Source organism: Acidocella sp. (assembly GCF_035535915.1).
Classification (GTDB): domain Bacteria; phylum Pseudomonadota; class Alphaproteobacteria; order Acetobacterales; family Acetobacteraceae; genus Acidocella.
The window spans coordinates 38,679-58,205 of record NZ_DATLPB010000024.1 but is presented as its reverse complement, the minus strand read 5'-3'; the positions used below and the strand labels follow the sequence as shown (position 1 = coordinate 58,205).

Sequence of the window (19,527 nt, the reverse complement as noted above, 5' to 3'; positions counted from 1 at the left end):
TAAGCGGCCAGATCTATGGCATCTGCGTATTGCGGCATAAGCCTGTGGCCAGCCGCCATAAGCCTTAAGGCCACCCGCCATAAGCCTTTGTGCAGAAGCCATGGCCGGAAGGTCTTTGGCCGATGCGTTCATCTCGGCATATTCCGTTGCTCCAGGGCGCGAAAAGGCCGGGCTCGGCGTCGGATGGACATCGCCGCGAAATTCCATGGCAAAGTGGCGGACCATAGCCGGTACGCCGTTCATCTCCATATCCCCCGGGAAAGCGGCGACGGCCGGGAAATGCGCCGCGCATCCCCCCGGCGGCTCAAGTGGGTCGCGCGCATAACTGCCATCACCGCGGATCGGCGTTGTTTATCAATCGATTGATGTTATCGCTACGCGCGGCGTGAGATGATCCCTCGATGATACATAGCGCTGTGAGTAAATTGGACCGAGACAGATAAAGAGAGACTTTGATGCACAAACGAGATGCAGCCCGCGCCTTCGCCGCGGCGGCGTTCATGCTGCTTGCCCCCGCCGCCCTGGCGCAGCAGACGACCCTGGCGCCGCGCGACGTGCCCGCGAAGACGATTCCGGTGCCCGGCGATGTCAGCCCGCAGCTACAGGCCGTTATCGCGCATCCGCTGCGCAGCGGCTGGAACACGCCGCCGACGACCCCCCAAGGGTGGCAGCAGATGGCGAACTCCGAGGCCGAAGCGGCCGTGGCCGTGGTTGAGCCGATGGCGAAGCGGCTGCACGTCAAGATCACGCAGGGCACGATCGACGGCGTGCACGTCTATCGCGTCACGCCGGAAACCATCCCGGCGCGTGACGCCAAGCGCCTGCTGATCCATGTCCATGGCGGCTGCTACGTGCTCAACCCCGGCGAGGCCGCGCTGCCGGAGGCCGTGCTGATGGCCGGTTTCAGCCACATCCCGGTTATTTCCGTCGACTACCGGATGCCGCCCACCGCCTATTTTCCGGCCGCGCTCGATGATGCAATGACGGTCTACAAGGCCGCGCTGAAGATGGAAAAGCCGCAGGATATCGGCGTGTTTGGCGGTTCCGCCGGCGGCGCGCTCACCTTGGAGATGATGCTGCGCGCGAAGCAGGAGCATCTGCCGATGCCGGGCGCCATCGACGTGAACACCCCGATGGCGGATGCCGTGGATTGGGGCGATTCCTCCCGCACCAATGCCCTGGTCGACAATGTTCTGGTGTCGCCGAGCGGCTTCTGTGAATCCGCGGCCCTGTTCTACGCTCACGGACATGACATGGCCGACCCGATGATCTCGCCGCTCAATGGCGATTTCCACGGGTTTCCGCCGACCATCCTGCTCACCGGCACGCGGGATCTGCTGCTGAGCAACACGGTCCGCACCGAGCAGAAACTGCTTCAGTCCGGGGTGCCGGCCAACCTCCTGGTGTTCGAGGGCATGTCCCATTTCCAGTTCACCATCAATGACCAGATCCCCGAAGACCGCCAGGCCTTCACGGAACTGGCTGCTTTCCTCAACCGGCATCTGGGGCACTGACAGCGCGCGACAGCATGTCGTGCCGTGCATCCCCAGAACCGCATTGGTGATGTGAGCATCCCAAACCCCGGCCCGTGAGGGCCGGGGTTTTTGCATGGATCATGAACGTGGCGCCACGCTACATAACATTGCGTTAGTAAAGGACAAGCTCCGGGAGCCGGGATCTCCCGGATGGTCATCACTCATCGAAGCCAATGGCACGGCGGCCCCCGCCTCGTGCGCGAACCGCCGGGCGGCCCGCAGAGCCGCTTCGACTTTCACGAAAAGCGTGGCCGAATCAGTAACAGACCACCCTGGTCGTCCAGGGATAGATCTCATACGAATACGGATAGTACGGATAGTTGGGAAAGTTCGGATAGCGGGCCGTGACGGCGGTGTTGATCGTGGCGCCCCTTGCATTCATGCATTGGGCGTAAGCGACATTGTATTGCTGTTGGGGCGTGTAGCCGGCGGCAACGAGCGCGGTGCCGCCCCCCGCCGTGTAGTTGGTCGCCGACACGTGAGGCGCAGCTTGCAGCCTGAAGCTGTATTGAGCATGATTGCGGCACACCACATCAGCCGACTGAAACTCTTGCGACGACATGTTGGCGCCGGGAACGGCGGCGACTGTCGGGCCTGTCGGCAGCTCGGCGCAAGCGGCGAGGGGAAGCGAAACGGCCAACGCCGGAGCCAGCCGGGCGGCCTGACGCTTTAGACGCGTAAGCAGCAATGGATTGTGGGTCATCGGACTCTCTCCCTGGACGAAGGTAAAATGCTTACCACACCAAGGCTTCCTTCCGTTCGGCGAGACCGTTTAGGTTGGAACGGAACGTAGAAGAAATGATATCTGCATTTCCGAGGTGGCGCAATCAAAACTGCGATCATCGGCTTGGCGCCGGGAATATCGCGCCTCCACCCCGACCGTCTCTTGCGCTAGGTCAAGGTAAGAATGGTCGGGTCGGATCATAGAGACATGAACTGTATCGGCGAGGCCGCAGAACCGTGGATACGACGCCAGCAAATCCTGCAACGGAGCAGACAGGCGATACCGGCTTGGCACGCTTCACCAAAAAGCTGCTGATAACCGTCCTCGTGCTGGCGTTGGCTTTGGCGGCCTGGCGGCTGGTTGATCTCGGTATTCTATTTTTCGGGGCGGCGCTGATCGCGATCGGGTTGCGCCGGGCCGCTGAATCAGTGGGGCGTCGTGCGAGGATTGGCACGGCGGCCGGGCTCGTTCTGGTCGTGCTGTTGTTCGTGGCGGCGCTGATAGCGTCTCTTACATTTTTTGGCGCTGTCGCCGCCGGACAGTTTGACGAGCTTGTCCGGCAAGTTCCGCGCGGCCTGCACATTGCGCTCACTTGGCTGGAGGCGCAGCCTTATGGTCCCTATGTCTTGACGCAGGCGCGCGGGATCGCGCCCGCTGAACTCACCAGCACGGCCGGTCGGGCGGTGGCGCTCGGGATGCAGGCCGTTGCGCGTACTTTCGGTTATGCCGTTCTGACCTTTCTGGTCGCCATCTATCTCGCGGCCCAGCCGCGTCTCTACCGCCGCCTGTGCCTGCGGCTGGTGCCGCCGGCCCACCTCGCCGTTGCGGGCCGGGTGTTGGACCGGACCGGCGAGGTGTTGCTGCACTGGCTGCTCGGGCAGTTCGTGGTGATGCTCACGATTGGCACGCTCTCGGGCCTCGGTCTTTGGGCGCTGGGCATCGAGGCGCCGTTCGCGCTCGGACTGGTCGGCGGGCTGCTGACGTTCATCCCCTATTTCGGCGCCGTGTTAGCCGTGGTTCCCGCCACGCTCGTCGCCCTTACCCAAGGGCCGTTCTACGCTCTTGGGGTCATCGCCATGTATGCTGGCGTGCATTTCATTGAAGGCAATTTCATCACCCCCATGGTACAGGCCGAGGCGACATCCCTGCCGCCGGTGCTCTCCTTGCTGTCCACAGTCGCGTTCAGCATGCTTTTCGGTTTGTCCGCCGTCTTGCTGACCGCGCCGCTCACCTTGTTCCTACTGGTGGTGGTGGAACTGCTCTACGTCAACGGCATCCTGGGGAAGGCCGCGGAAAACATGAAGCGGCCAGCCGATGCAAACTAATGTCCAGGAGCCGGAGGCGCCAGGATGGCCCGAACGAGCTGCCGCAGGATCGCCGCCGTTGACACCGTGGCTGCTGCAGATGCGCCGCCTCGTCGGACTGTTCGCCGCATGGAGCATCGGTGCCTCGGTCGGAGGCCGCAGATCAAAAGCCAAGCCATGATTTCAGCCCCGTGGTTTGGATTTGGCGTTTCAATCGGCATCGGGCTTCTCATTGGCCTTGAGCGCGAACGTTCCAAGGGGATCGGCCCAGGTCGCCGCCCGGCAGGAATACGGACTTTCACCCTGGCATCGCTGTTGGGTGCGGTTGCGATGCGTCTCGGCGGCGAAGCTTTTCTCGCACTCGCAGAAGCTGGGGTGATGAGTCTCACAGCTTTGTCGTACGCTCGGAATCGCGGCGATGACCCTGGTCTCACGACCGAGATCGGCCTGCTTGTCACGCCGCTGCTCGGCGGCCTGGCGATGTCGGATACAAGCCTCGCTGCAGGGCTTGGCGCCGCGGTTGCCGTCATTTTCGCCGCGAAGGTGCCACTGCATGGTTTTGTCACACAGATCCTGACCGGCGCTGAGGTCACAGACGGTCTTGTCTTCGCGGTCGCGACACTGATCATCTGGCCGCAACTGCCCGATCGCTATTTGGGCCCCCTTCAGGCGTTCAATCCTCACAGCATCTGGTTTCTGGTCATCCTGATCATGGCGATCGGCGCATGCGGGCATGCCGCAACACGGGTGCTTGGCGTTCGCTTCGGGTTGCCGATCGCCGGCCTTGCGTCAGGTTTCGTGTCCAGCACGGCAACGATCGGGTCGATGGCCGGGCGCGCGGCGCGGGATCCGGCGAGCATGAGGGCGGCCGTTGCCGCGGCGGCTTTCTCGACCGTCGCGACCTTCATCCAACTGGCTGTCCTGCTCGCGGCCATCTCCCGTTCAACTCTCTTGCTGATGGCGCCGGCACTGGCGGCAGGCGCCATCGGGGCAGCGCTCTATGGACTCGGCTTTGCGCTGCGCGCGGTCACCCCGGACGCGATCTCCGGCGCCGAACCTGGGCGGGCTTTTAGCGTGGGAACCGCCCTTGGGCTCGCCGCGATGATGGCCGTCATGTTGTTTGTCTCGGCGGCGTTGAGATACAGGCTTGGGGAGGCCGGCGTGATGGTCGGAACGATCGTCGCAGGCTTTGTCGATACACATTCGCCCGCGATCTCGATCGCCTCCCTGGTCACCTCGGCGAAAATGACACCGCAAGATGCCGTCCTGCCGATCCTTGCCGCGATGACGAGCAACGCCGCGGCAAAAATAGCCCTGGCGATCGGCGCCGGGTCCCGCGCCTTTGCATTGCGCATCGCGCCGGGAATCGTGGCGCCGATTGCTGTCGCATGGGCCATTGCAGTCCTAACGGCGTTCGGATGATTTTCCCGCTGAGGAGAGGAGATGAGCATGCTGAAATGCGCATTGTGTGTGTCCGATCATCCGCGTGCTCGGGCTGCCTTGGCGGGTCTCGCCGACTTCATGATCGTATTCGCGGCGGGTTTTTTGCTGGGCGCCGTGCGCGTATTCTGGGTCATGCCGCGCACCGGCGCGCTGACAGCCGTGGCGCTCGAATTGCCTGTCATGCTCGTGGTCTCGTGGGTCGCTGCGGCGGCGCTGATCCGGTGGTTTCGTGTGACGCCCAAGGCAACCGACCGCCTGATGATGGGAGGTGTCGGTTTCCTCTTGCTGCTGGTTGTGGAGACCGCGCTTGGCTTGTTTGGGTTCGGCAGAACCTTTCAGGATCAACTTGCAGCCTGGCGCAGTGCTTCCGGCCTCTTGGGGCTCGCCGGGCAAGTGGCCTTCGCCCTGTTCCCGATGCTGATCGGGCGCGTAGGACGCGCTTGACGGTTGGTCTGCGCGAAACCTTGCAGAACAGAGGACGTCGCACGCTCGGACGCTTTCCAGGGCTATTGCGCGTGTTTGGTGTGCTCGGTGTCGGCCAGGCTATGGTAGAGCTCATTTTCTTGCGCAAAGTGCAGCCGTAATATGGCATCGAGCCCGTAGAGCACGCGCCGAAAATCGTTTGCCTCGGCCGGGCTGGGCCCTTCGGCGGGCAGGTCGGCGGTCATGCGTGTCAGCAGGCCGCCGAGCTGCTGCACCTCGCGGTGGGTTCGGTGCATGGCGGCGATCGGGTCGCCGCCGCCCAGCGCGCGCTCGATGGTCGGATATAGCTGCGTGTCATCCTCCGTTTCGTGCCGCAGCAACCGTTCCCGGACGAGTTGTTCAACCTCGGCCAGGGCGGCGGCTGCCTGCCGGGGCGGCGCCGTTGCGAGCTCGTCGGCAACCGCCCGCAGGCGCGCGATTGGCCCGACGAGGCGTTCGTGCTCCGCGTCGAGCCGCGCCACCTCCGCGACCGGGAGCGCGACCCGTGGTCGCCCCGGGATGCGTACATGCAGCACGCGTAGAGCGTTCGTGATCGCGGCGACGTCGATCACCTCCTGCAGCAGCGCCCCGGCCACGGGCGGCAGGAAGCCCAGCGCGGCGGCCACCATGGCCAGGAAGGACAGGCCCATGCCGACCGCCACGGTTTCGAGGGCGATGCGCCGCGCCCCGCGCGCGACGGCGAGCGCCTCGGCCAGCCGGTCCAGCCGGTCGACGAGCAGCACCACGTCGGCGGCTTCCGATGAGGCGCCGGATCCACGCGCGCCCATGGCGATGCCGACATCGGCCGCCGCGAGGGCGGGCGCGTCGTTCACCCCGTCCCCCACCATCGCGCAGGTCTCCCCCGGAACCGTGCGCGCCGCGGCAATGGCGGAGAGCTTGTCCTGTGGCTGCTGTTCCGCCCGGACCTCGTCCACGCCGAGTACCGCGCCGATGGCCTCGGCAACGTCGCGCCGGTCGCCGGTGAGCATGACGATGCGGGTGATGCCGGCCTGGCGCAGCAGACGCAGCGCCCTGGATGCGTCAGGGCGGATCTCGTCGGCGAGAAGGATGGCGCCGAGCATCGCGCCGTCCGCCGCCACGAAGGCACCCGTTGCGCCCTCATAGCCCATACGGCGCAGGAAGCGCCCGCTCCATTCGGTGGGCGCGGCCCGCGCGGCCACGTAGGCGTGACTTCCGACCGAGACGCGGCGCCCGCCGATCGTGCCGCTCACACCCGCGCCGGGTTCTTCCTCCACAGCCGTCGGCAAGTCCAGAACGAGGCCGCGTGTCCGGGCGGCGGCGACCACGGCTTGGGCGATGGTGTGCAGTGAGGCTTGGTCCAGGCTGGCCGCGAGGCGCAGAACTTCGTCGCCCGTCGTGCCCGGCGTCGGCTGGATGGCGGCAACCCGGGCACGTCCGGCGGTGAGCGTGCCGGTCTTGTCGAGGAACAGCGTGCGCACCCGTGCCAGCGCTTCCAGCGCGCCGCCACCCTTCACCAGCACGCCGCGCCCGGCACAGCGCGACAGGCCGGCGACGATGGCCACCGGCACGCCCAGGATCAGCGGGCATGGCGTGGCAACCACCATGACGGCGAGGCCACGCACGGGATCACCGCTCCAGGCCCAGGCGCCCCCGGCGAGGGCGAGCGTGAGCGGGGTAAACAGGAAGGCGGCCCGGTCCGCGAGCCGGGCGGACGGCGCCTTCGCCTCCTGCGCCTGTCGAACGAGCCGGACGATGCCGGCAAATGTGCTGTCCGCAGCATCCGCCGTGGCGACCATGTCGAAGGGCGCGCCCGCGTTCACCGCACCGCTGCGCACCGCCGCGCCTGCCTCGTGCGTGACCGGAATGGGCTCGCCGGTCAGCGCTGACTCGTCCAGGACCGCGGCCTTGTCCCGCACGATCCCGTCCACGGGCACGGCGTCCCCGGCCCGTACCAGCAGGCGGTCTCCGGCGGCGACAGAGTCGAGGGGAACGGCGATGATCCGGCCGTCCTCATAGCGGCTGGCGGTGCGCGGGACACGCGCGAGCAGGGCCGACATCTCGCGCCGCGCCCGCGCTGCGGCGAAATCCTCAAGCGCGCGGCCGCCCGAGAGCATGACGGCGATCACACCGGCGGTGACATATTCGCCGAGTGCAAGGGCGCCCCCGATCGAAAGCAGCGCAATGATGTCGAGACCCACCTCTCGCCGCCACAGGCTGGCCGCGCTGGCGAGCAGGACGGCCGCGAGTACCGGGACAGCCCCGGCCAGCATCAGTCCTGTGGCCCAGTCCTCCCGGCCGAGCCAGCGCGCGCATAAACCTGCGCCCAGGCCACCGGCGGCCAGGGCCAGCAAGGAAAGGTTCGGGATTTGTTTGCGATCAGCCACTTGCGCCTACGTGCTCGTCTGTATCCTCCGGCATCCGTCTCTCCCCGTTCGTTTCCTGTATCGTTTGATATGGGAATGGTCGGCATCGTCGCTCGGCCGCACGGTCTTTCGCGAAGACCGAGCGATGATTCGGGGCGTTTTTCATTGATATAGGTCAAGGGCGGGACGTCGCAGCTTGAGCCGCCGCCAACGCCACGGGTCACGTCAAGGCCCGTCGCAGCCGACCGGCCTGTTTATGTTTTGATTTTCACGGAATGCCGTGGCGCGCCCGAGGGGATTCGAACGTCCGACCCTTGGGGAGAATTTGTTCGTGGCCGGCGCTCAGATCGACGGCACGGTGACGCCGATCATGTCGCCTTCGCGCACGATGGCTGCGAGCCGGTCCGCGCTCCAGTCTTCGGTGCCGAGGGGACGGCGCGGCAACACCATCCAGCGGTAGTCGGCTGTCGAATCGACGATATGGATCGAAACGCCGTCCGGCAGCGTCGTGTTCCATTCCGCGAGCACGCCGCGCGGATCGCGCACGGCGCGGGCGCGATAGCCCGCCGACTTGAACCAGAAGGGCGGGTAGCCGAGCACCGCGCGGGGATAGCAGCTGCACAGCGTGCAGACGACAAGATGATGCACAGTTTCGGTGTTTTCGAGCACGCCGAGGGGCGGTGCGCCGCGCATCGAAGCCCCCATTTCCTCGGCCGCCGCGCTGCCGTTCGCCAGCAGGCGCGCGCGGTATTCCGGATCGGTCCAGGCGCGGGCGATGATGGCGGCGCCGATCCTGGGGCTTGCGGCATCGGTGATGGCGATGCGCTCGGCGATCTCGGCCGTGGAGACGATGCCCTTGGCCTCCAGAAGGTCGCGGATGGCGACGAGGAGCGCTTCCGCGGGCGCGTGGAGCAGTTCCGTTTCCGACAGGCTCATGCTTCCTCCAGCCAGGATTCGTAAAGCTCGACGAGGATCTCGTCGCCGGCCGTGGCGTCGCCCCAGAGCGAGGCCGGGTCGAAGGCAACGTGGTAGAGCGTGAGGCTCGGCGCCGGTCGCGCGAAAGCGAGATCCTCGGGGTTCGCGAAGCGGCCGAGGACATCGCGGATCGTGCCAATACGGCCGCGCAGATAATGCGGCGTGCGGATATGCACGGGCCCGCGCGCCTCCGGCCAGTCGTCACGCACGCGCACAATTTGGCCGGGGGCGAGGGCGCTCATGGGCACATCCTGCTATTGGCGAGGGCCGCTTTGAGCTCGGCGGCGGTGATCACGCCCTTGCGCAGCAGGTTATCGGCGATCGAGCGAATCCAGCGCTGGTAATAGCTGCGCGCGTGGTACTCGGCCTCCGGGATCGCCTCGATGCCACGGCGCAGCTCGTCGACACTCATCACGCGCTTCAGCCCGAGGATCTGGCGGAGCGCATCCACCTCGCGGTCGAACTCGGTGAGTTCGTGCGGCTCGGTATCGACCGCCTCGCACATATATTTCGCGATCCCGCCCAGATCGTGATGGGCGCGGGCTGGATTGGGGTCCGTCTCAGCTGCATCGGCCATAGCAGGAGCTTAGCCGAAGCGCCGGTGGATGGGAACCGAGCGGCGTGCCAGGGGCGCGGGACCGCGTTGCCGCTCCGGGGCGTGCTCGCTGATACCGGCGCCGACGGGCACGGCCTGGCGGGTCCGGTCGAACGGTCGCGGACCGTGCCGTACCGCTGGCGCGTCTGAACGATCCGCAGGGCGGTGAAGGGCGCCTGTGTCCAATCTTTACTGGCCAAGCCTGAGACGTTATGGCAGCATCGCTACCAAATATAAAAAATGAAACGAGGAAACATGAAGAAGGTAAGCTTCAAGAAGATCAGCTTCGTCGCGTCAGCGTTATTGCTGGCATTTGCAGCGGGTGCGCCCTCCATGGCGGCGGCCGCGTTGCCGCCGAAATTCGGACCGTCGCTGATTGCCGTAAAGTCCTTCGATCACTTCGCACTGGTCGGCATCGGCGTGTCGCATGAAGGGCGCGTCTTTGCGAGCGCCCCCGCGGCGAAGAGCGGTAACAAGCTGGTGGAGGTCAATGTCCATACCGGCGCGGTCACGCCGTATCCGAACCAGAGCTGGAATGTGGCGGGCAACGATCCCGAACATGAGTGGGCCGTCCCGCAGGCCATGTGGGTCGATAAGGCCGATCATCTCTGGGTCCTGGATTCAGGGCGCGCGGTGCTCAGCGTCGGTCAGCCGATTCCGCCGAAACTCGTCGAGTTCGATCTGAGCGACAACCAGGTGATTCGCAGCTACGGGTTCCAGGGCGTGGTCGCACCGTCGGACTCATTGAACGATGTTCGCATCGATTTGGTGCATGGCTACGCTTATCTCACCAACATCGCCAATAAGGGTGGCCTGGTGGTCTTGAACCTGCAGACCGGGGCATCGCGCCAGGTGCTGGTGGGGGATCGTTCGACCTATGCCGATCCGCACCAGCATCTGATGATCCGGGGCCAGCCGGCCGAGGGGAGGGACGGCAAGCCGGTCGCCATCCATGCCGATGGCATTGCGCTTTCGCCCGACGCAGCCTGGGTCTATTACCGGCCGCTGACCGACCATAATTATTGGCGTGTCCCGACTGCGGCATTGATTGATGCCAGCCTGACCCCAGCCGAACTGGCGCAGAAGGTGCAGTATCTCGGCGCGGCCGAACTGACCGGCGGGTTGATCATGGACCAGCATGGGACGCTCTATGGCGGTGATCTTGAGCATGCCAGCGTCGTTGCGCTCAGGCTCGATCCGGCAACGGGTAAGCTGACATCAAAGCTCTTCGTGCGCGACAAAGGACGCCTCTCTTGGGCGGACGGTTTCGCGATCAGCGGCGGCTATCTCTATATCGCGGACTCGCACTTATGGGAGATCGTGTTCAAGAACCATTTGCCGCGGTCCGGACCGTGGACGATCTTCAAAGTCAAGCTGCCCGATTACGTCGCCGCGAAATCTCCGTAGCTGCTCGCCAGGGCCACGGTGGCCGCGACCTGAAAGTCTCCGAGACCGCTCGGCCGGGACTTCAGATGGTGATGCGATGCTCGGGCCTCGGGCATCGCCGTCACCCACATCGCCGGCGTTTCGTCCTGGGCAGCAAAACTGACGCCGGTATAGGCGGATGGCGGCGTGTGCAGCCGAATACATGGCAAATCCACAAGGTTATCCCCAACTCTGTGGATTTTCTTTTGTCGGAACGAATGACGGTGACAGCCTCGCACCGGCGGGCCGCATAACAGCCATCTCCTGCAATCAGAGTTATTTATCAATCGATAGGCGCTATTGTAACCAGCAGCTCACGTACTGTTACACGGTAGGGTGAGTGGACCAAGACAGACAGAGAGACTTTGATGCACAAACGAGATTCGGCCCGCGCATTCGCGGCGGCGGCTTTCATGCTGCTTGCCCCCGCCGCGATGGCCCAGACGACGCTGGCGCCACGCGACGTGCCCGCGAAAACCATCCCCGTTCCTGGCGATGTTAGCCCGCAGCTGCAGGCCGTGATCGCCAGGCCGCTGAGCAGCGGCTGGAACACGCCGCCGACCACGCCCCAGGGCTGGAAGCAGCTTTCGGACACGCTCGCGGCCGGCGTCGCCGCCCAGGTCGGGCCAATGGCACAGCGGCTGCACGTCAAGATCGAGCCGGCCACGATCGACGGCGTGAAGGTCTATCGCCTCACGCCAGAGACCATCCCGGCACGCAACGCCAAGCGCCTGCTGATTCACGTGCATGGCGGTTGCTACGTGCTGAGCGGGGGCGAGGCCGCCTTGCCCGAGGCGTTGCTGATGGCGGGCATAAGCCATATCCGGGTCATCTCCGTCGACTACCGGATGCCGCCCACGGCCTATTTCCCCGCGGCGCTCGACGACGCGATGACGGTCTACAAGGCCGAGCTGAAGACAACGAATCCGAAAGATCTCGGCGTGTTCGGCCGGTCCGCCGGTGGCGCGCTCACGCTGGAGATGATGCTGCGGATTAAGCAGGAGCATCTGCCGATGCCGGCTGCCATCGCCGTGAACACCCCGATGGCGGATATGGTGGATGAGGGCGATTCCTCGCGGACCAACGCGCTGGTCGACAACGTCCTGGTGGCGCCTGACGAGCAATGCGATGCCGCAGCCCGTTTCTACGCCCACGGGCATGACATGGCGGACCCGATGATCTCGCCCTTGCTTGGAGACTTCCACGGGTTCCCGCCGACCATCATGGCCACGGGCACGCGCGACCTGATGCTGAGCAACACGGTCCGCACGCATCAGAAACTGCTGCAATCCGGCGTGCCGGCCAGCTTGCTGGTGTTCGAGGGCATGTCCCATGCCCAGTTCTCCATTGACGACCGCATTCCTGAAGACCGGCAGGCCTTCACGGAAGAAGGCGCGTTCATGGACCAGCATCTCGGTCACTGACGATGAGGCGCAGGCTCGTCCTCCGGGCCAGCCTGCAGCCTGGATTATCGGCAACCAGAGCGCCTCTGGCGTAACGGACGGCCCCTTCAGACGCATGTGATGCGCTCAGGCAAGACGCATCCCATCGATCAGAACCCAGCCCGTCCAGGGCTGGGTTCTTTGCATTTGGAGCCCATGGACCCATGGCGCGCCGATGCCCGCGATGCTGCTCGGCCTGCCCGCCATGCAGACGACATCAATGTCCAGGGTAGGCCCGCGGAGGCGGCAGGGCCGGCAGAAAATGTCCCGCAACCGGGCAACTGCCCGCCAGCCTCAAACAAGCGTGGCGAATCCGCCTTTCTGGGTTGCGTGTCGGTCGTGCAACGATATGATCGGATCATGGATGCAGCAAGTGATGGTTCCCCGCATTGGCGCTTAGAGGCTGCGGAGGGGCTGAACCGGCTTACCCTCTCCGGTGATTGGACCGCGCAGCGCGGTAGCCTGCCTCGCTTTCCCGTGAACGGGCTGCAGGCGGCGCGGCCGGCGGCGCCGCTCGTGTTCGATACGGCGCCGCTTGGCCGTTGGAACAGCGCGCTCGTCACCTTCCTGTGGGAGGTGCGGCAGGCGGCGGAGGGCGCCGGCATCGCCTTCGACGGTGCGAACCTGCCGCCTTCCGCCAACAAGCTGCTCGGCCTCCTGCCCCCCGCACGGGTTGCCCAGAAGCCGCGGCGCCGCCGCTGGTTCAATCCGCTTGCCGCCCTGGGCAGCTGGACGCTCGACAGCCTCACCGAGGTTGGAATCCTCACCGAACTCACCGCCACCACCACCTGGAACGGCGCGCGGGCGGTGCTGGGGCGAAGCCGCATGCGCCCGGTGGATCTGCTCACCAATATACGCGATGCCGGTCCCGACTCGCTGCTCATCGTCAGCATCGTCAACTTCCTGCTCGGCGCCATCCTCGCCTTCGTCGGCGCCGTTCAGCTCGAGAAATTCGCGGCCGGTGTTTATGTCGCCGATCTCGTCGGCATTGCCATGGTGCGGGAAATGGCTGCCGTGATGACGGCCATCATCATGGCCGGGCGCACGGGCGGCGCCTATGCGGCGCGCATCGCCACCATGCTCGGCAATGAGGAGATCGACGCGCTGACGGTGACCGGCATTCCGATCTCAAGCTACCTCATTCTGCCCTCCGTGCTCGCCCTCGTCATCACCATGCCGCTTCTCTATCTCTATGCTTGTCTTGTCAGCATGCTTGGCGGGTGCGTCGTCGCGGTCGCCATGCTGCATGTGACGCTCGCGGGCTATGTGACTCAGACGCTGGGCGCGGTGCCCTTCAACCAGTTCATATTCGGCTTCATCAAGGCGATTGTCTTTGCCGTCTTCATCGGGTTGATCAGCTGCCGCATCGGCCTCAAGGCCGGGCGGAGCGCGGCCGATGTCGGCATCGCCGCGACCCGCGCCGTGGTGGCTGGCGTGGTCGGCGTGATTGCGATCGATTCACTCTTTGCGGTGATCGCCAATGCCATCGGCATTTGACATGGCGGTGGCAGCGCCGGCGTCACATCCAGCGCCGCTTCTCACACTCGATGGCGTCACCCTCGCCTATGGGCCGAAAATCATCCAGAAAAACGTCTCCATGGACGTACGGCGGGGGAGCGTCTTCGCCGTCATGGGCGGATCGGGGTGTGGCAAAAGCACCGTTCTGCGCAGCATGATCGGCCTTTTGCGGCCCGTCGCCGGACAATACCACCTGGAAAGCGAAGATTACTGGGCCGCGAATGACACACGGCGCGCGATGATGGCGCTGCGCTTTGGCGTTCTGTTCCAGAGCGGCGCGCTCTGGAGTTCCATGACGGTCGGCGAGAATGTCGCCTTGCCGATGCAGATGAATACGCGGTTGGATGCGACCTCCATCCGCGCGCAGGTGGAACTCAAGCTCGGTCTCGTGGGCATGCTGCAGGCGATCGACCAGTACCCCTCGGAGCTTTCCGGCGGCATGCGCAAGCGCGCGGGGCTGGCGCGCGCGCTGGCGCTCGACCCGGATATCCTGTTCTTCGACGAACCTTCCGCCGGGCTCGATCCCATCACCTCGGCGCGGCTCGACGAGCTCATCCTCAATCTGCGCGACGGGCTGGGGGCCACCATCATCATCGTCAGCCACGAATTGCCGAGCCTCTTCGCCATTGCCGATGACGGCATTTACCTCGATAACGTCACCAAAACCCCGATCGCCCATGGCTCACCGCGCTCTATGCGGGACCATTGCGACGACCCGCAGGTACGCGCCTTCATGCAACGCCTCCCCTCCAACACCGCCTGACCGGAGACACAGGACATGGGAAACAGGCAAACCGTCGTTGGCGCCTTCGTCTTGGGCGGGATTATCCTGGCGCTCGGCGCCATCATCCTGTTCGGCCAGATCAACCCGTTCAGCAGGGTCGTGCGCGCGGTCGTGGTGCTCCAGGGTTCGGCCTCCGGCCTTTCCATCGGTGCGCCGGTGACGTTCCGCGGCGTGCCGGTGGGCTCGGTGAGCGATATTGAACTCACCTTCGACCGGCGTACCTTCACCGCCTATATCCCGGTGACGCTGGTGCTGGACCCGCGGCGCGTGCACAGCACCGACAAGAGGGAAATCATCGGCGTGAACGAATTCGTTCGCCGCGGCTTGCGGGCGGAGGTGAATATTCAAAGCCTGGTGACCGGGCAGGCAGCCATCGAACTCAGTTTCGACCCGAGCACGCCGGCCGTGCTGCACCCGGGGCTTTCGAAATATCCCGAAATCCCCGTCCGCCAATCCATCATGCAAAGGACGCAGCAGACGCTGGAGCAGCTGCCGCTGCAGGAAATGGCCAATAATATCAACAGGTCGCTTGAGAGCATTCGCATCCTGGCCGACAAGCTGGACGAGGACACGCCGGCCTTGATCGCGAGCGCACAGCAGACCTCCAACCAGTCACGCGTGCTGGTGGACACGGCGACCAAAACGCTCGAGACGCTGCAGACCCAGCTGACGACCACGCTCTCCGCCTTTAACACGATGGCAAACGCCGCCACCACGCAGTTGAATGGGCGCGGTGCCGACCTCCACAAGCTGCTGCTCAGCACCAATACCGCCGTTGTCCAGACGCAGCAGATGGTGACCGAACTGCGCAACTTCACCGCGGCCCGGTCCGACCAGCGCGCCGATATCGACGCGACCCTCCGTGACCTTGCCGCCGCCGCAGCCTCCATGCGCGGCTTCGCGAGCGAGATTGAACGCGAGCCACAACTTCTGTTGATGGGACGCCAACCGTGAGACAAACGCCCAGCCTCCGCCGCGGGCCGCGGTACCTCGCCCTCGCATTCGGCATGACCGCTTGCCTCGCCGCCTGCGCCGCGCCGCCGCTCAAGGTCTATACGCTCGATGCGCCCGCCGTTCCGGTGGATACCGGCCCCGCGCAGACGCCGGCGAGCCTGGAGGTGTGGCGCATCGTGCTGCCCGATTACCTCGACACGCAGGACATCGTGCTGCGCGAGGGCAGCCAGATTAACCGCAGCTTCCATGCCCGCTGGGCGAGCCGGCTTTCGATTGGCGCCACCGACCTCATCACCGCCCGCCTCGCTGCCGCACGGCCTGACCTCTTCATCACTGACCAGCCGCTGGTGAGCCCGGCGCGCTACCGTCTGTTCATCAATATCAGCCGGCTGGATGTGAGCGGGGACGGCACGGCTTCGCTCGCCGCGGATTGGACGATCGTGCCCCGCGATGAACGGCGCCTGGAGCTGCATGACCGCACCGCCTTTGCCCTCACCGGTCCGGTGAAGACAGACCTGGATATTGTGGCGCTGACCAATGAAGTTCTGGATAGGCTGGCAGCGCGGATCGAACGGGACGTGAGCATTGAGCTGCCACAGCGCGGCTAAGAGATGACGACGATAACCGTTGAACGCTTTGTTGTTCGTCGAAATTTTTCTTGTTGCCATCACTCTCTTTGTGAATTTCTGGCGTAGAAAATGGTCGCTTGAAAAGCAGGCGCCTTTTTATATGTCTTTGCCATTCCGACGACATGCCGTCGCAGATGGATTTCGGGTTCATGGCGCTGTTCAACACCGTGTAGAGTCCGGAAGGGCTTAGTCAGAGAAAAACCATCGTTAAAATCGATTGGTTTGTACGATCCGCTTTATGTGTCATGGATATTTTTATTATGCGCCTTTGACATTCCCATTGTAGGAATGATTACCGCCCAACAGGGCTCGGACCTGCGAGCATTTCTGTTGGGATCATTGCCATGCCTCATCTTTCCCGTCGATCCTTGCTGGCTGCCGGCGCCGCTATGGGCGCCCTGCCGCTTCTTCCAGTTCGCGCGACAGCGCAGCTTGCCGCAGCGCCCGGTACGCGCCGGCTCACGGCGGGAACGCGAATCCTTGACGTGAACGGCCGCGCCGCGAAAGTCTACGGCCTGACGAACGAGACGGGACAGCCTGGCTTGACGCTCGCACCCGGCGAGCGCTTTCACGTCACGCTCGCCAATCAGATCTCGGACCGCACGATCATTCACTGGCATGGCCAACTTCCGCCGTGGAGGCAGGATGGTTTTCCGTGGTCGCAGGTCCCCAGAGTCCTTCCGGGCTCAACGCTGACATATGACTTTGCCCCCATCGCCGGCACCTACTGGATGCACTCGCATGAAGGGTTGCAGGAGCAGCGCCTGATGACGGCGCCCTTGATCGTCCACACCGCGGAGGCCATGCGTGAAGACCGTCAGGAAGTCGTCCTGATGCTTCACGATTTCAGCTTCACCGCGCCGGAGGAATTGCTGGCTCACCTGACGGGACAACCCGTGTCCGCGGCCTACGCGATGGAGCATCTCACCGAGAATGTCAGCGCGCCTGCACCCTCTTCCGACAATATGGCGGGTATGATGCCGGGCTCGATGCAAGGTATGCCGGGCATGATGATGCAAGGCTCCATGCAGGGCATGGGCTCGATGCAGATGGGCGGGATGAGTGCCGGCGGAATGGCCGGGATGTCGGGCCGCGCGGGGATGGATTTAAACGATATCGACTACGACGCCTTCCTTGCCAATGATCGCACCCTTGCCGATCCCGAGTTGGTGCGGGTGGAGCGCCGCGGGCGCCTGCGGCTGCGGGTGATCAACGGCGCGTCATCCAGCCAATTCTGGCTCAATCTGGGGGCATTGACCGGCCGTGTGGTGGCGGTGGACGGCCATGAAGTCCATCCGGTCAGCGGCTCGGTGTTCCCCATCTCGATGGCCCAGCGGCTGGACATACTGCTTGATCTGCCCGGCCCCGGTGCTTTCCCGATCCTGGCCCAGTTGGAAGGTTCGAACCGTCGCACGGGAATCGTGCTGGCGACCCAAGGCGCGCAGGTCATGCGCCTTGCGGAGACGGGCCTCGATCAGGCGCGGCCTGTCGATAATTCCCTCGAGACTCGGCTTTCGGCGACCCAACCTCTCATGGCGCGTAAGCCTGACATCGTTCACCAGATTGTCCTGGCGGGGAGCATGACCCCTTACAAATGGTCGCTGAACGGCCAGTATTGGCCGAACATCGCGCCGCTGATGTTGACCAAGGGTCAACGCGTCGAGATCGAACTCGTCAACCAATCGATGATGGCGCACCCCATTCATCTCCACGGTCATACCTTCCAGGTGATTGCCGTGAATGGCCAGCCCATCAATGGTGCCGTTCGAGATACGGTGATTGTTACCCCGAATATGGGCAGCGTGCGGTTCGCCTTTGACGCCGATAACCCGGGAAGGTGGGCGTTCCATTGCCACAACCTGTATCACATGATGACCGGTATGATGACGGAATTCCGCTATCAGGACATTGCGGTCTGATCATAACGGCTCGTTTGAAGCTGCGACCCCCGGTACCGTCAAGGCCGCCGAAGATTCGCGCCCTCCGTTGATCCGGAGGGCCGATGTGCTGCGCTGCCGTGTAGGGCGCAGCGATGGCCTGGCGACGGAGACACACCTGTTCCGAGGCCCTGCAAGCGTTAGAAGCTGACGCTGAACGGCATGGAGAGGGTGCGCGAACAGCCCCGGAATCTTAACGAGAAAAGGCCTGACATGACGAACCGCATCGGCAATCGAAGCGCGCTGATGCGCATTGCGTTGGGGATCGCGGGCGTCATGGGCGTGATCCTCCCCGCCTGCGCCCTCAATGCCCCTTCGCCCATCGAGATCAACGCTGGCCCTTTCGGACCGTTGCAATTGAGCGGAGGGCTGGATGGTACGGTTATGCCCTCTCCGGCACAGGTGACGCCGGATTGCTTGGGACCAACAAGGCAACGGGGATGGAACTCGCCAACGGCATTATCGAGCTGCAAAAGCCTGACGGGTTGGTCCAATTCGACGTTCAATTAGGTTCAACCGGGACCTTTGTACTGGGCACCGCGCCCAGCCAGACCTCAGTACAGACATATGCAACCGGCCCTCTCTATCTCGGTTCCATCACGCTCGCACCCACGCCAAATTTCAAAATCTCCATCGGCCAGCTCGATACGCTCGAGGGTTACACGGCAGGCTTGGACTGGAATAACAGCAACGTGTTCTACGACGAGATTTTCGCCGTCCAAAATGGGCCGAGCAGAAGTGTGGAAGCCACTTATACGTTTGGGCCGATCTCCACCACTGTGAACTTTGGTGATGGCTTTGACACCGGAGTCTGGAACTATCTTCAAGCGTCGACGACTTACACGATCAATAACGACAATGCCGTGACGATCTACGGCGCGACAAATGTCGGACGAACCGGGCTTAACGCCCATTTCTATGGATCGGCCAGTCTGCCGTTCAGTCAAACTGCCATCGGCAGTATTCCGGGGGCGGTGAATCTGGCCAACTCCACCGTTCTTGGCGGCTTCTATAACGATTCGGTCGGAAACCTCAATCTGGTCCCGGAAATCCAATACGTGTACACGCGGCCGGATCAATCGCTTGTCACCCCTGGCTCCGCCGCCATGACCAAGTTCTCTGGCAATTTTGGTGCTGTCTTGTTCGCCGATTATCACTTTGGCACGTCGCCATACTCATTGGGCGCTTGGGTGGCGTATTTCTCCAGTCATGGACCTGATACGTGGTTCCTCAACGCAGGCTCACAAGGCGTCGGGATCTCGATTGCCCCAACATGGCAGCGCCAGCATTTGTTCGTGCGCGGTGACCTTGGTGTGATGCACCTGACCCGTATCGGCACACCCGGCTCAGCTGGTTACGGCGAGTCAGCCGCGTGCCGTAACCAGGCAACTTCGCTGCTGGAGGCTGGTGTTCTTTTTTGAAGCTTCTGCTCCGTTTCCGGAGCAGAAGCTTCAT

At 64.0% G+C, this 19,527-nt stretch carries 18 protein-coding genes; 12 read left to right on the top strand and 6 right to left on the bottom strand.

Annotated features, from left to right (window positions below; translation table 11 throughout):
• Positions 1 to 455 precede the first annotated feature (455 nt).
• Entirely contained in the window at positions 456 to 1,514 is a 1,059-nt protein-coding gene (locus VNC39_RS03160; protein ID WP_325396081.1) for an alpha/beta hydrolase, read from the top strand.
• 277 nt (positions 1,515 to 1,791) lie between these two features.
• Here VNC39_RS03160 and VNC39_RS03155 read toward each other — a convergent pair whose 3' ends face one another.
• Positions 1,792 to 2,238 (bottom strand): hypothetical protein, encoded by a 447-nt coding sequence (locus tag VNC39_RS03155; protein ID WP_325396079.1) that lies wholly within the window; start codon positions 2,236 to 2,238, stop codon positions 1,792 to 1,794.
• 257 nt (positions 2,239 to 2,495) lie between these two features.
• Here VNC39_RS03155 and VNC39_RS03150 point away from each other — a divergent pair, with 257 nt between their 5' ends.
• Genes VNC39_RS03150 through VNC39_RS03140 form a run of 3 tightly spaced genes read left to right on the top strand, consistent with a single transcriptional unit; the run spans position 2,496 to position 5,450 of the window.
• Positions 2,496 to 3,584: an AI-2E family transporter gene (locus VNC39_RS03150; RefSeq protein ID WP_325396077.1), complete on the top strand. Its 1,089-nt coding sequence runs from the start codon at positions 2,496 to 2,498 to the stop codon at positions 3,582 to 3,584.
• A 24-nt stretch (positions 3,585 to 3,608) separates the two neighbouring features.
• Entirely contained in the window at positions 3,609 to 4,985 is a 1,377-nt protein-coding gene (locus VNC39_RS03145; RefSeq protein WP_325396075.1) for an MgtC/SapB family protein, read from the top strand.
• A 21-nt stretch (positions 4,986 to 5,006) separates the two neighbouring features.
• The gene (locus VNC39_RS03140) at positions 5,007 to 5,450 is read left to right on the top strand and encodes a hypothetical protein (RefSeq protein WP_325396073.1); all 444 of its coding nucleotides are present in this window, start codon (positions 5,007 to 5,009) and stop codon (positions 5,448 to 5,450) included.
• 62 nt (positions 5,451 to 5,512) lie between these two features.
• Here VNC39_RS03140 and VNC39_RS03135 read toward each other — a convergent pair whose 3' ends face one another.
• The 4 genes from VNC39_RS03135 to VNC39_RS03120 all read right to left on the bottom strand — a co-directional run bounded on the left by VNC39_RS03135 (position 5,513) and on the right by VNC39_RS03120 (position 9,365).
• Positions 5,513 to 7,834 (bottom strand): heavy metal translocating P-type ATPase, encoded by a 2,322-nt coding sequence (locus VNC39_RS03135; RefSeq protein WP_325396071.1) that lies wholly within the window; start codon positions 7,832 to 7,834, stop codon positions 5,513 to 5,515.
• A 321-nt stretch (positions 7,835 to 8,155) separates the two neighbouring features.
• Positions 8,156 to 8,749, bottom strand: coding sequence for a nitrile hydratase subunit alpha (locus tag VNC39_RS03130; protein ID WP_325396069.1), 594 nt, complete (start codon positions 8,747 to 8,749; stop codon positions 8,156 to 8,158).
• Positions 8,746 to 9,030 (bottom strand): SH3-like domain-containing protein, encoded by a 285-nt coding sequence (locus tag VNC39_RS03125; RefSeq protein WP_325396067.1) that lies wholly within the window; start codon positions 9,028 to 9,030, stop codon positions 8,746 to 8,748. The genes VNC39_RS03130 and VNC39_RS03125 overlap by 4 nt, the downstream gene beginning before the upstream one ends.
• A complete protein-coding gene (locus tag VNC39_RS03120; protein ID WP_325396065.1) occupies positions 9,027 to 9,365 on the bottom strand; it encodes a nitrile hydratase in 339 nt (112 codons plus the stop codon). The genes VNC39_RS03125 and VNC39_RS03120 overlap by 4 nt, the downstream gene beginning before the upstream one ends.
• Positions 9,366 to 9,638: 273 nt before the next feature.
• Here VNC39_RS03120 and VNC39_RS03115 point away from each other — a divergent pair, with 273 nt between their 5' ends.
• On the top strand, positions 9,639 to 10,790 hold the full coding sequence (locus tag VNC39_RS03115) for an L-dopachrome tautomerase-related protein (RefSeq protein WP_325396063.1): 1,152 nt from the start codon (positions 9,639 to 9,641) through the stop codon (positions 10,788 to 10,790).
• Here VNC39_RS03115 and VNC39_RS03110 read toward each other — a convergent pair.
• Positions 10,766 to 10,984, bottom strand: coding sequence for a hypothetical protein (locus VNC39_RS03110; RefSeq protein ID WP_325396061.1), 219 nt, complete (start codon positions 10,982 to 10,984; stop codon positions 10,766 to 10,768). The genes VNC39_RS03115 and VNC39_RS03110 overlap by 25 nt on opposite strands.
• 192 nt (positions 10,985 to 11,176) lie before the next feature.
• Between VNC39_RS03110 and VNC39_RS03105 the strand changes: the two genes are divergently transcribed.
• The 7 genes from VNC39_RS03105 to VNC39_RS03075 all read left to right on the top strand — a co-directional run bounded on the left by VNC39_RS03105 (position 11,177) and on the right by VNC39_RS03075 (position 19,493).
• A complete protein-coding gene (locus VNC39_RS03105; protein ID WP_325396059.1) occupies positions 11,177 to 12,232 on the top strand; it encodes an alpha/beta hydrolase in 1,056 nt (351 codons plus the stop codon).
• A 378-nt stretch (positions 12,233 to 12,610) separates the two neighbouring features.
• A complete protein-coding gene (locus VNC39_RS03100) occupies positions 12,611 to 13,747 on the top strand; it encodes an ABC transporter permease (RefSeq protein ID WP_325396058.1) in 1,137 nt (378 codons plus the stop codon).
• A 1-nt stretch (position 13,748) separates the two neighbouring features.
• Positions 13,749 to 14,531 (top strand): ABC transporter ATP-binding protein, encoded by a 783-nt coding sequence (locus VNC39_RS03095; RefSeq protein ID WP_408840116.1) that lies wholly within the window; start codon positions 13,749 to 13,751, stop codon positions 14,529 to 14,531.
• A 15-nt stretch (positions 14,532 to 14,546) separates the two neighbouring features.
• Positions 14,547 to 15,506 carry an MlaD family protein gene (locus tag VNC39_RS03090; protein ID WP_325396055.1) on the top strand — a complete coding sequence of 320 codons (960 nt, stop codon included), beginning with the start codon at positions 14,547 to 14,549 and terminating at the stop codon, positions 15,504 to 15,506.
• Positions 15,503 to 16,114: a PqiC family protein gene (locus VNC39_RS03085; RefSeq protein ID WP_325396053.1), complete on the top strand. Its 612-nt coding sequence runs from the start codon at positions 15,503 to 15,505 to the stop codon at positions 16,112 to 16,114. Before VNC39_RS03090 ends, VNC39_RS03085 begins: the two co-directional genes overlap by 4 nt.
• A 365-nt stretch (positions 16,115 to 16,479) precedes the next feature.
• Positions 16,480 to 18,054 (top strand): multicopper oxidase family protein, encoded by a 1,575-nt coding sequence (locus tag VNC39_RS03080; RefSeq protein WP_325396051.1) that lies wholly within the window; start codon positions 16,480 to 16,482, stop codon positions 18,052 to 18,054.
• Positions 18,055 to 18,512: 458 nt separating this feature from the next.
• Entirely contained in the window at positions 18,513 to 19,493 is a 981-nt protein-coding gene (locus VNC39_RS03075) for a hypothetical protein (protein ID WP_325396049.1), read from the top strand.
• Positions 19,494 to 19,527: the final 34 nt, after the last annotated feature.

Excerpts from the sequence above, each read along its gene's own strand:
- VNC39_RS03160 (WP_325396081.1), top strand. The coding sequence starts at position 456 with ATGCACAAACGAGATGCAGCCCGCGCCTTCGCCGCGGCGGCGTTCATG.
- VNC39_RS03155 (WP_325396079.1), bottom strand. The coding sequence starts at position 2,238 with ATGACCCACAATCCATTGCTGCTTACGCGTCTAAAGCGTCAGGCCGCC.
- VNC39_RS03145 (WP_325396075.1), top strand. The coding sequence starts at position 3,609 with ATGGCCCGAACGAGCTGCCGCAGGATCGCCGCCGTTGACACCGTGGCT.
- VNC39_RS03140 (WP_325396073.1), top strand. The coding sequence starts at position 5,007 with ATGAGCATGCTGAAATGCGCATTGTGTGTGTCCGATCATCCGCGTGCT.
- VNC39_RS03130 (WP_325396069.1), bottom strand. The coding sequence starts at position 8,749 with ATGAGCCTGTCGGAAACGGAACTGCTCCACGCGCCCGCGGAAGCGCTC.
- VNC39_RS03125 (WP_325396067.1), bottom strand. The coding sequence starts at position 9,030 with ATGAGCGCCCTCGCCCCCGGCCAAATTGTGCGCGTGCGTGACGACTGG.
- VNC39_RS03120 (WP_325396065.1), bottom strand. The coding sequence starts at position 9,365 with ATGGCCGATGCAGCTGAGACGGACCCCAATCCAGCCCGCGCCCATCAC.
- VNC39_RS03115 (WP_325396063.1), top strand. The coding sequence starts at position 9,639 with ATGAAGAAGGTAAGCTTCAAGAAGATCAGCTTCGTCGCGTCAGCGTTA.
- VNC39_RS03105 (WP_325396059.1), top strand. The coding sequence starts at position 11,177 with ATGCACAAACGAGATTCGGCCCGCGCATTCGCGGCGGCGGCTTTCATG.
- VNC39_RS03100 (WP_325396058.1), top strand. The coding sequence starts at position 12,611 with ATGGATGCAGCAAGTGATGGTTCCCCGCATTGGCGCTTAGAGGCTGCG.
- VNC39_RS03095 (WP_408840116.1), top strand. The coding sequence starts at position 13,749 with ATGGCGGTGGCAGCGCCGGCGTCACATCCAGCGCCGCTTCTCACACTC.
- VNC39_RS03090 (WP_325396055.1), top strand. The coding sequence starts at position 14,547 with ATGGGAAACAGGCAAACCGTCGTTGGCGCCTTCGTCTTGGGCGGGATT.
- VNC39_RS03080 (WP_325396051.1), top strand. The coding sequence starts at position 16,480 with ATGCCTCATCTTTCCCGTCGATCCTTGCTGGCTGCCGGCGCCGCTATG.
- VNC39_RS03075 (WP_325396049.1), top strand. The coding sequence starts at position 18,513 with ATGGAACTCGCCAACGGCATTATCGAGCTGCAAAAGCCTGACGGGTTG.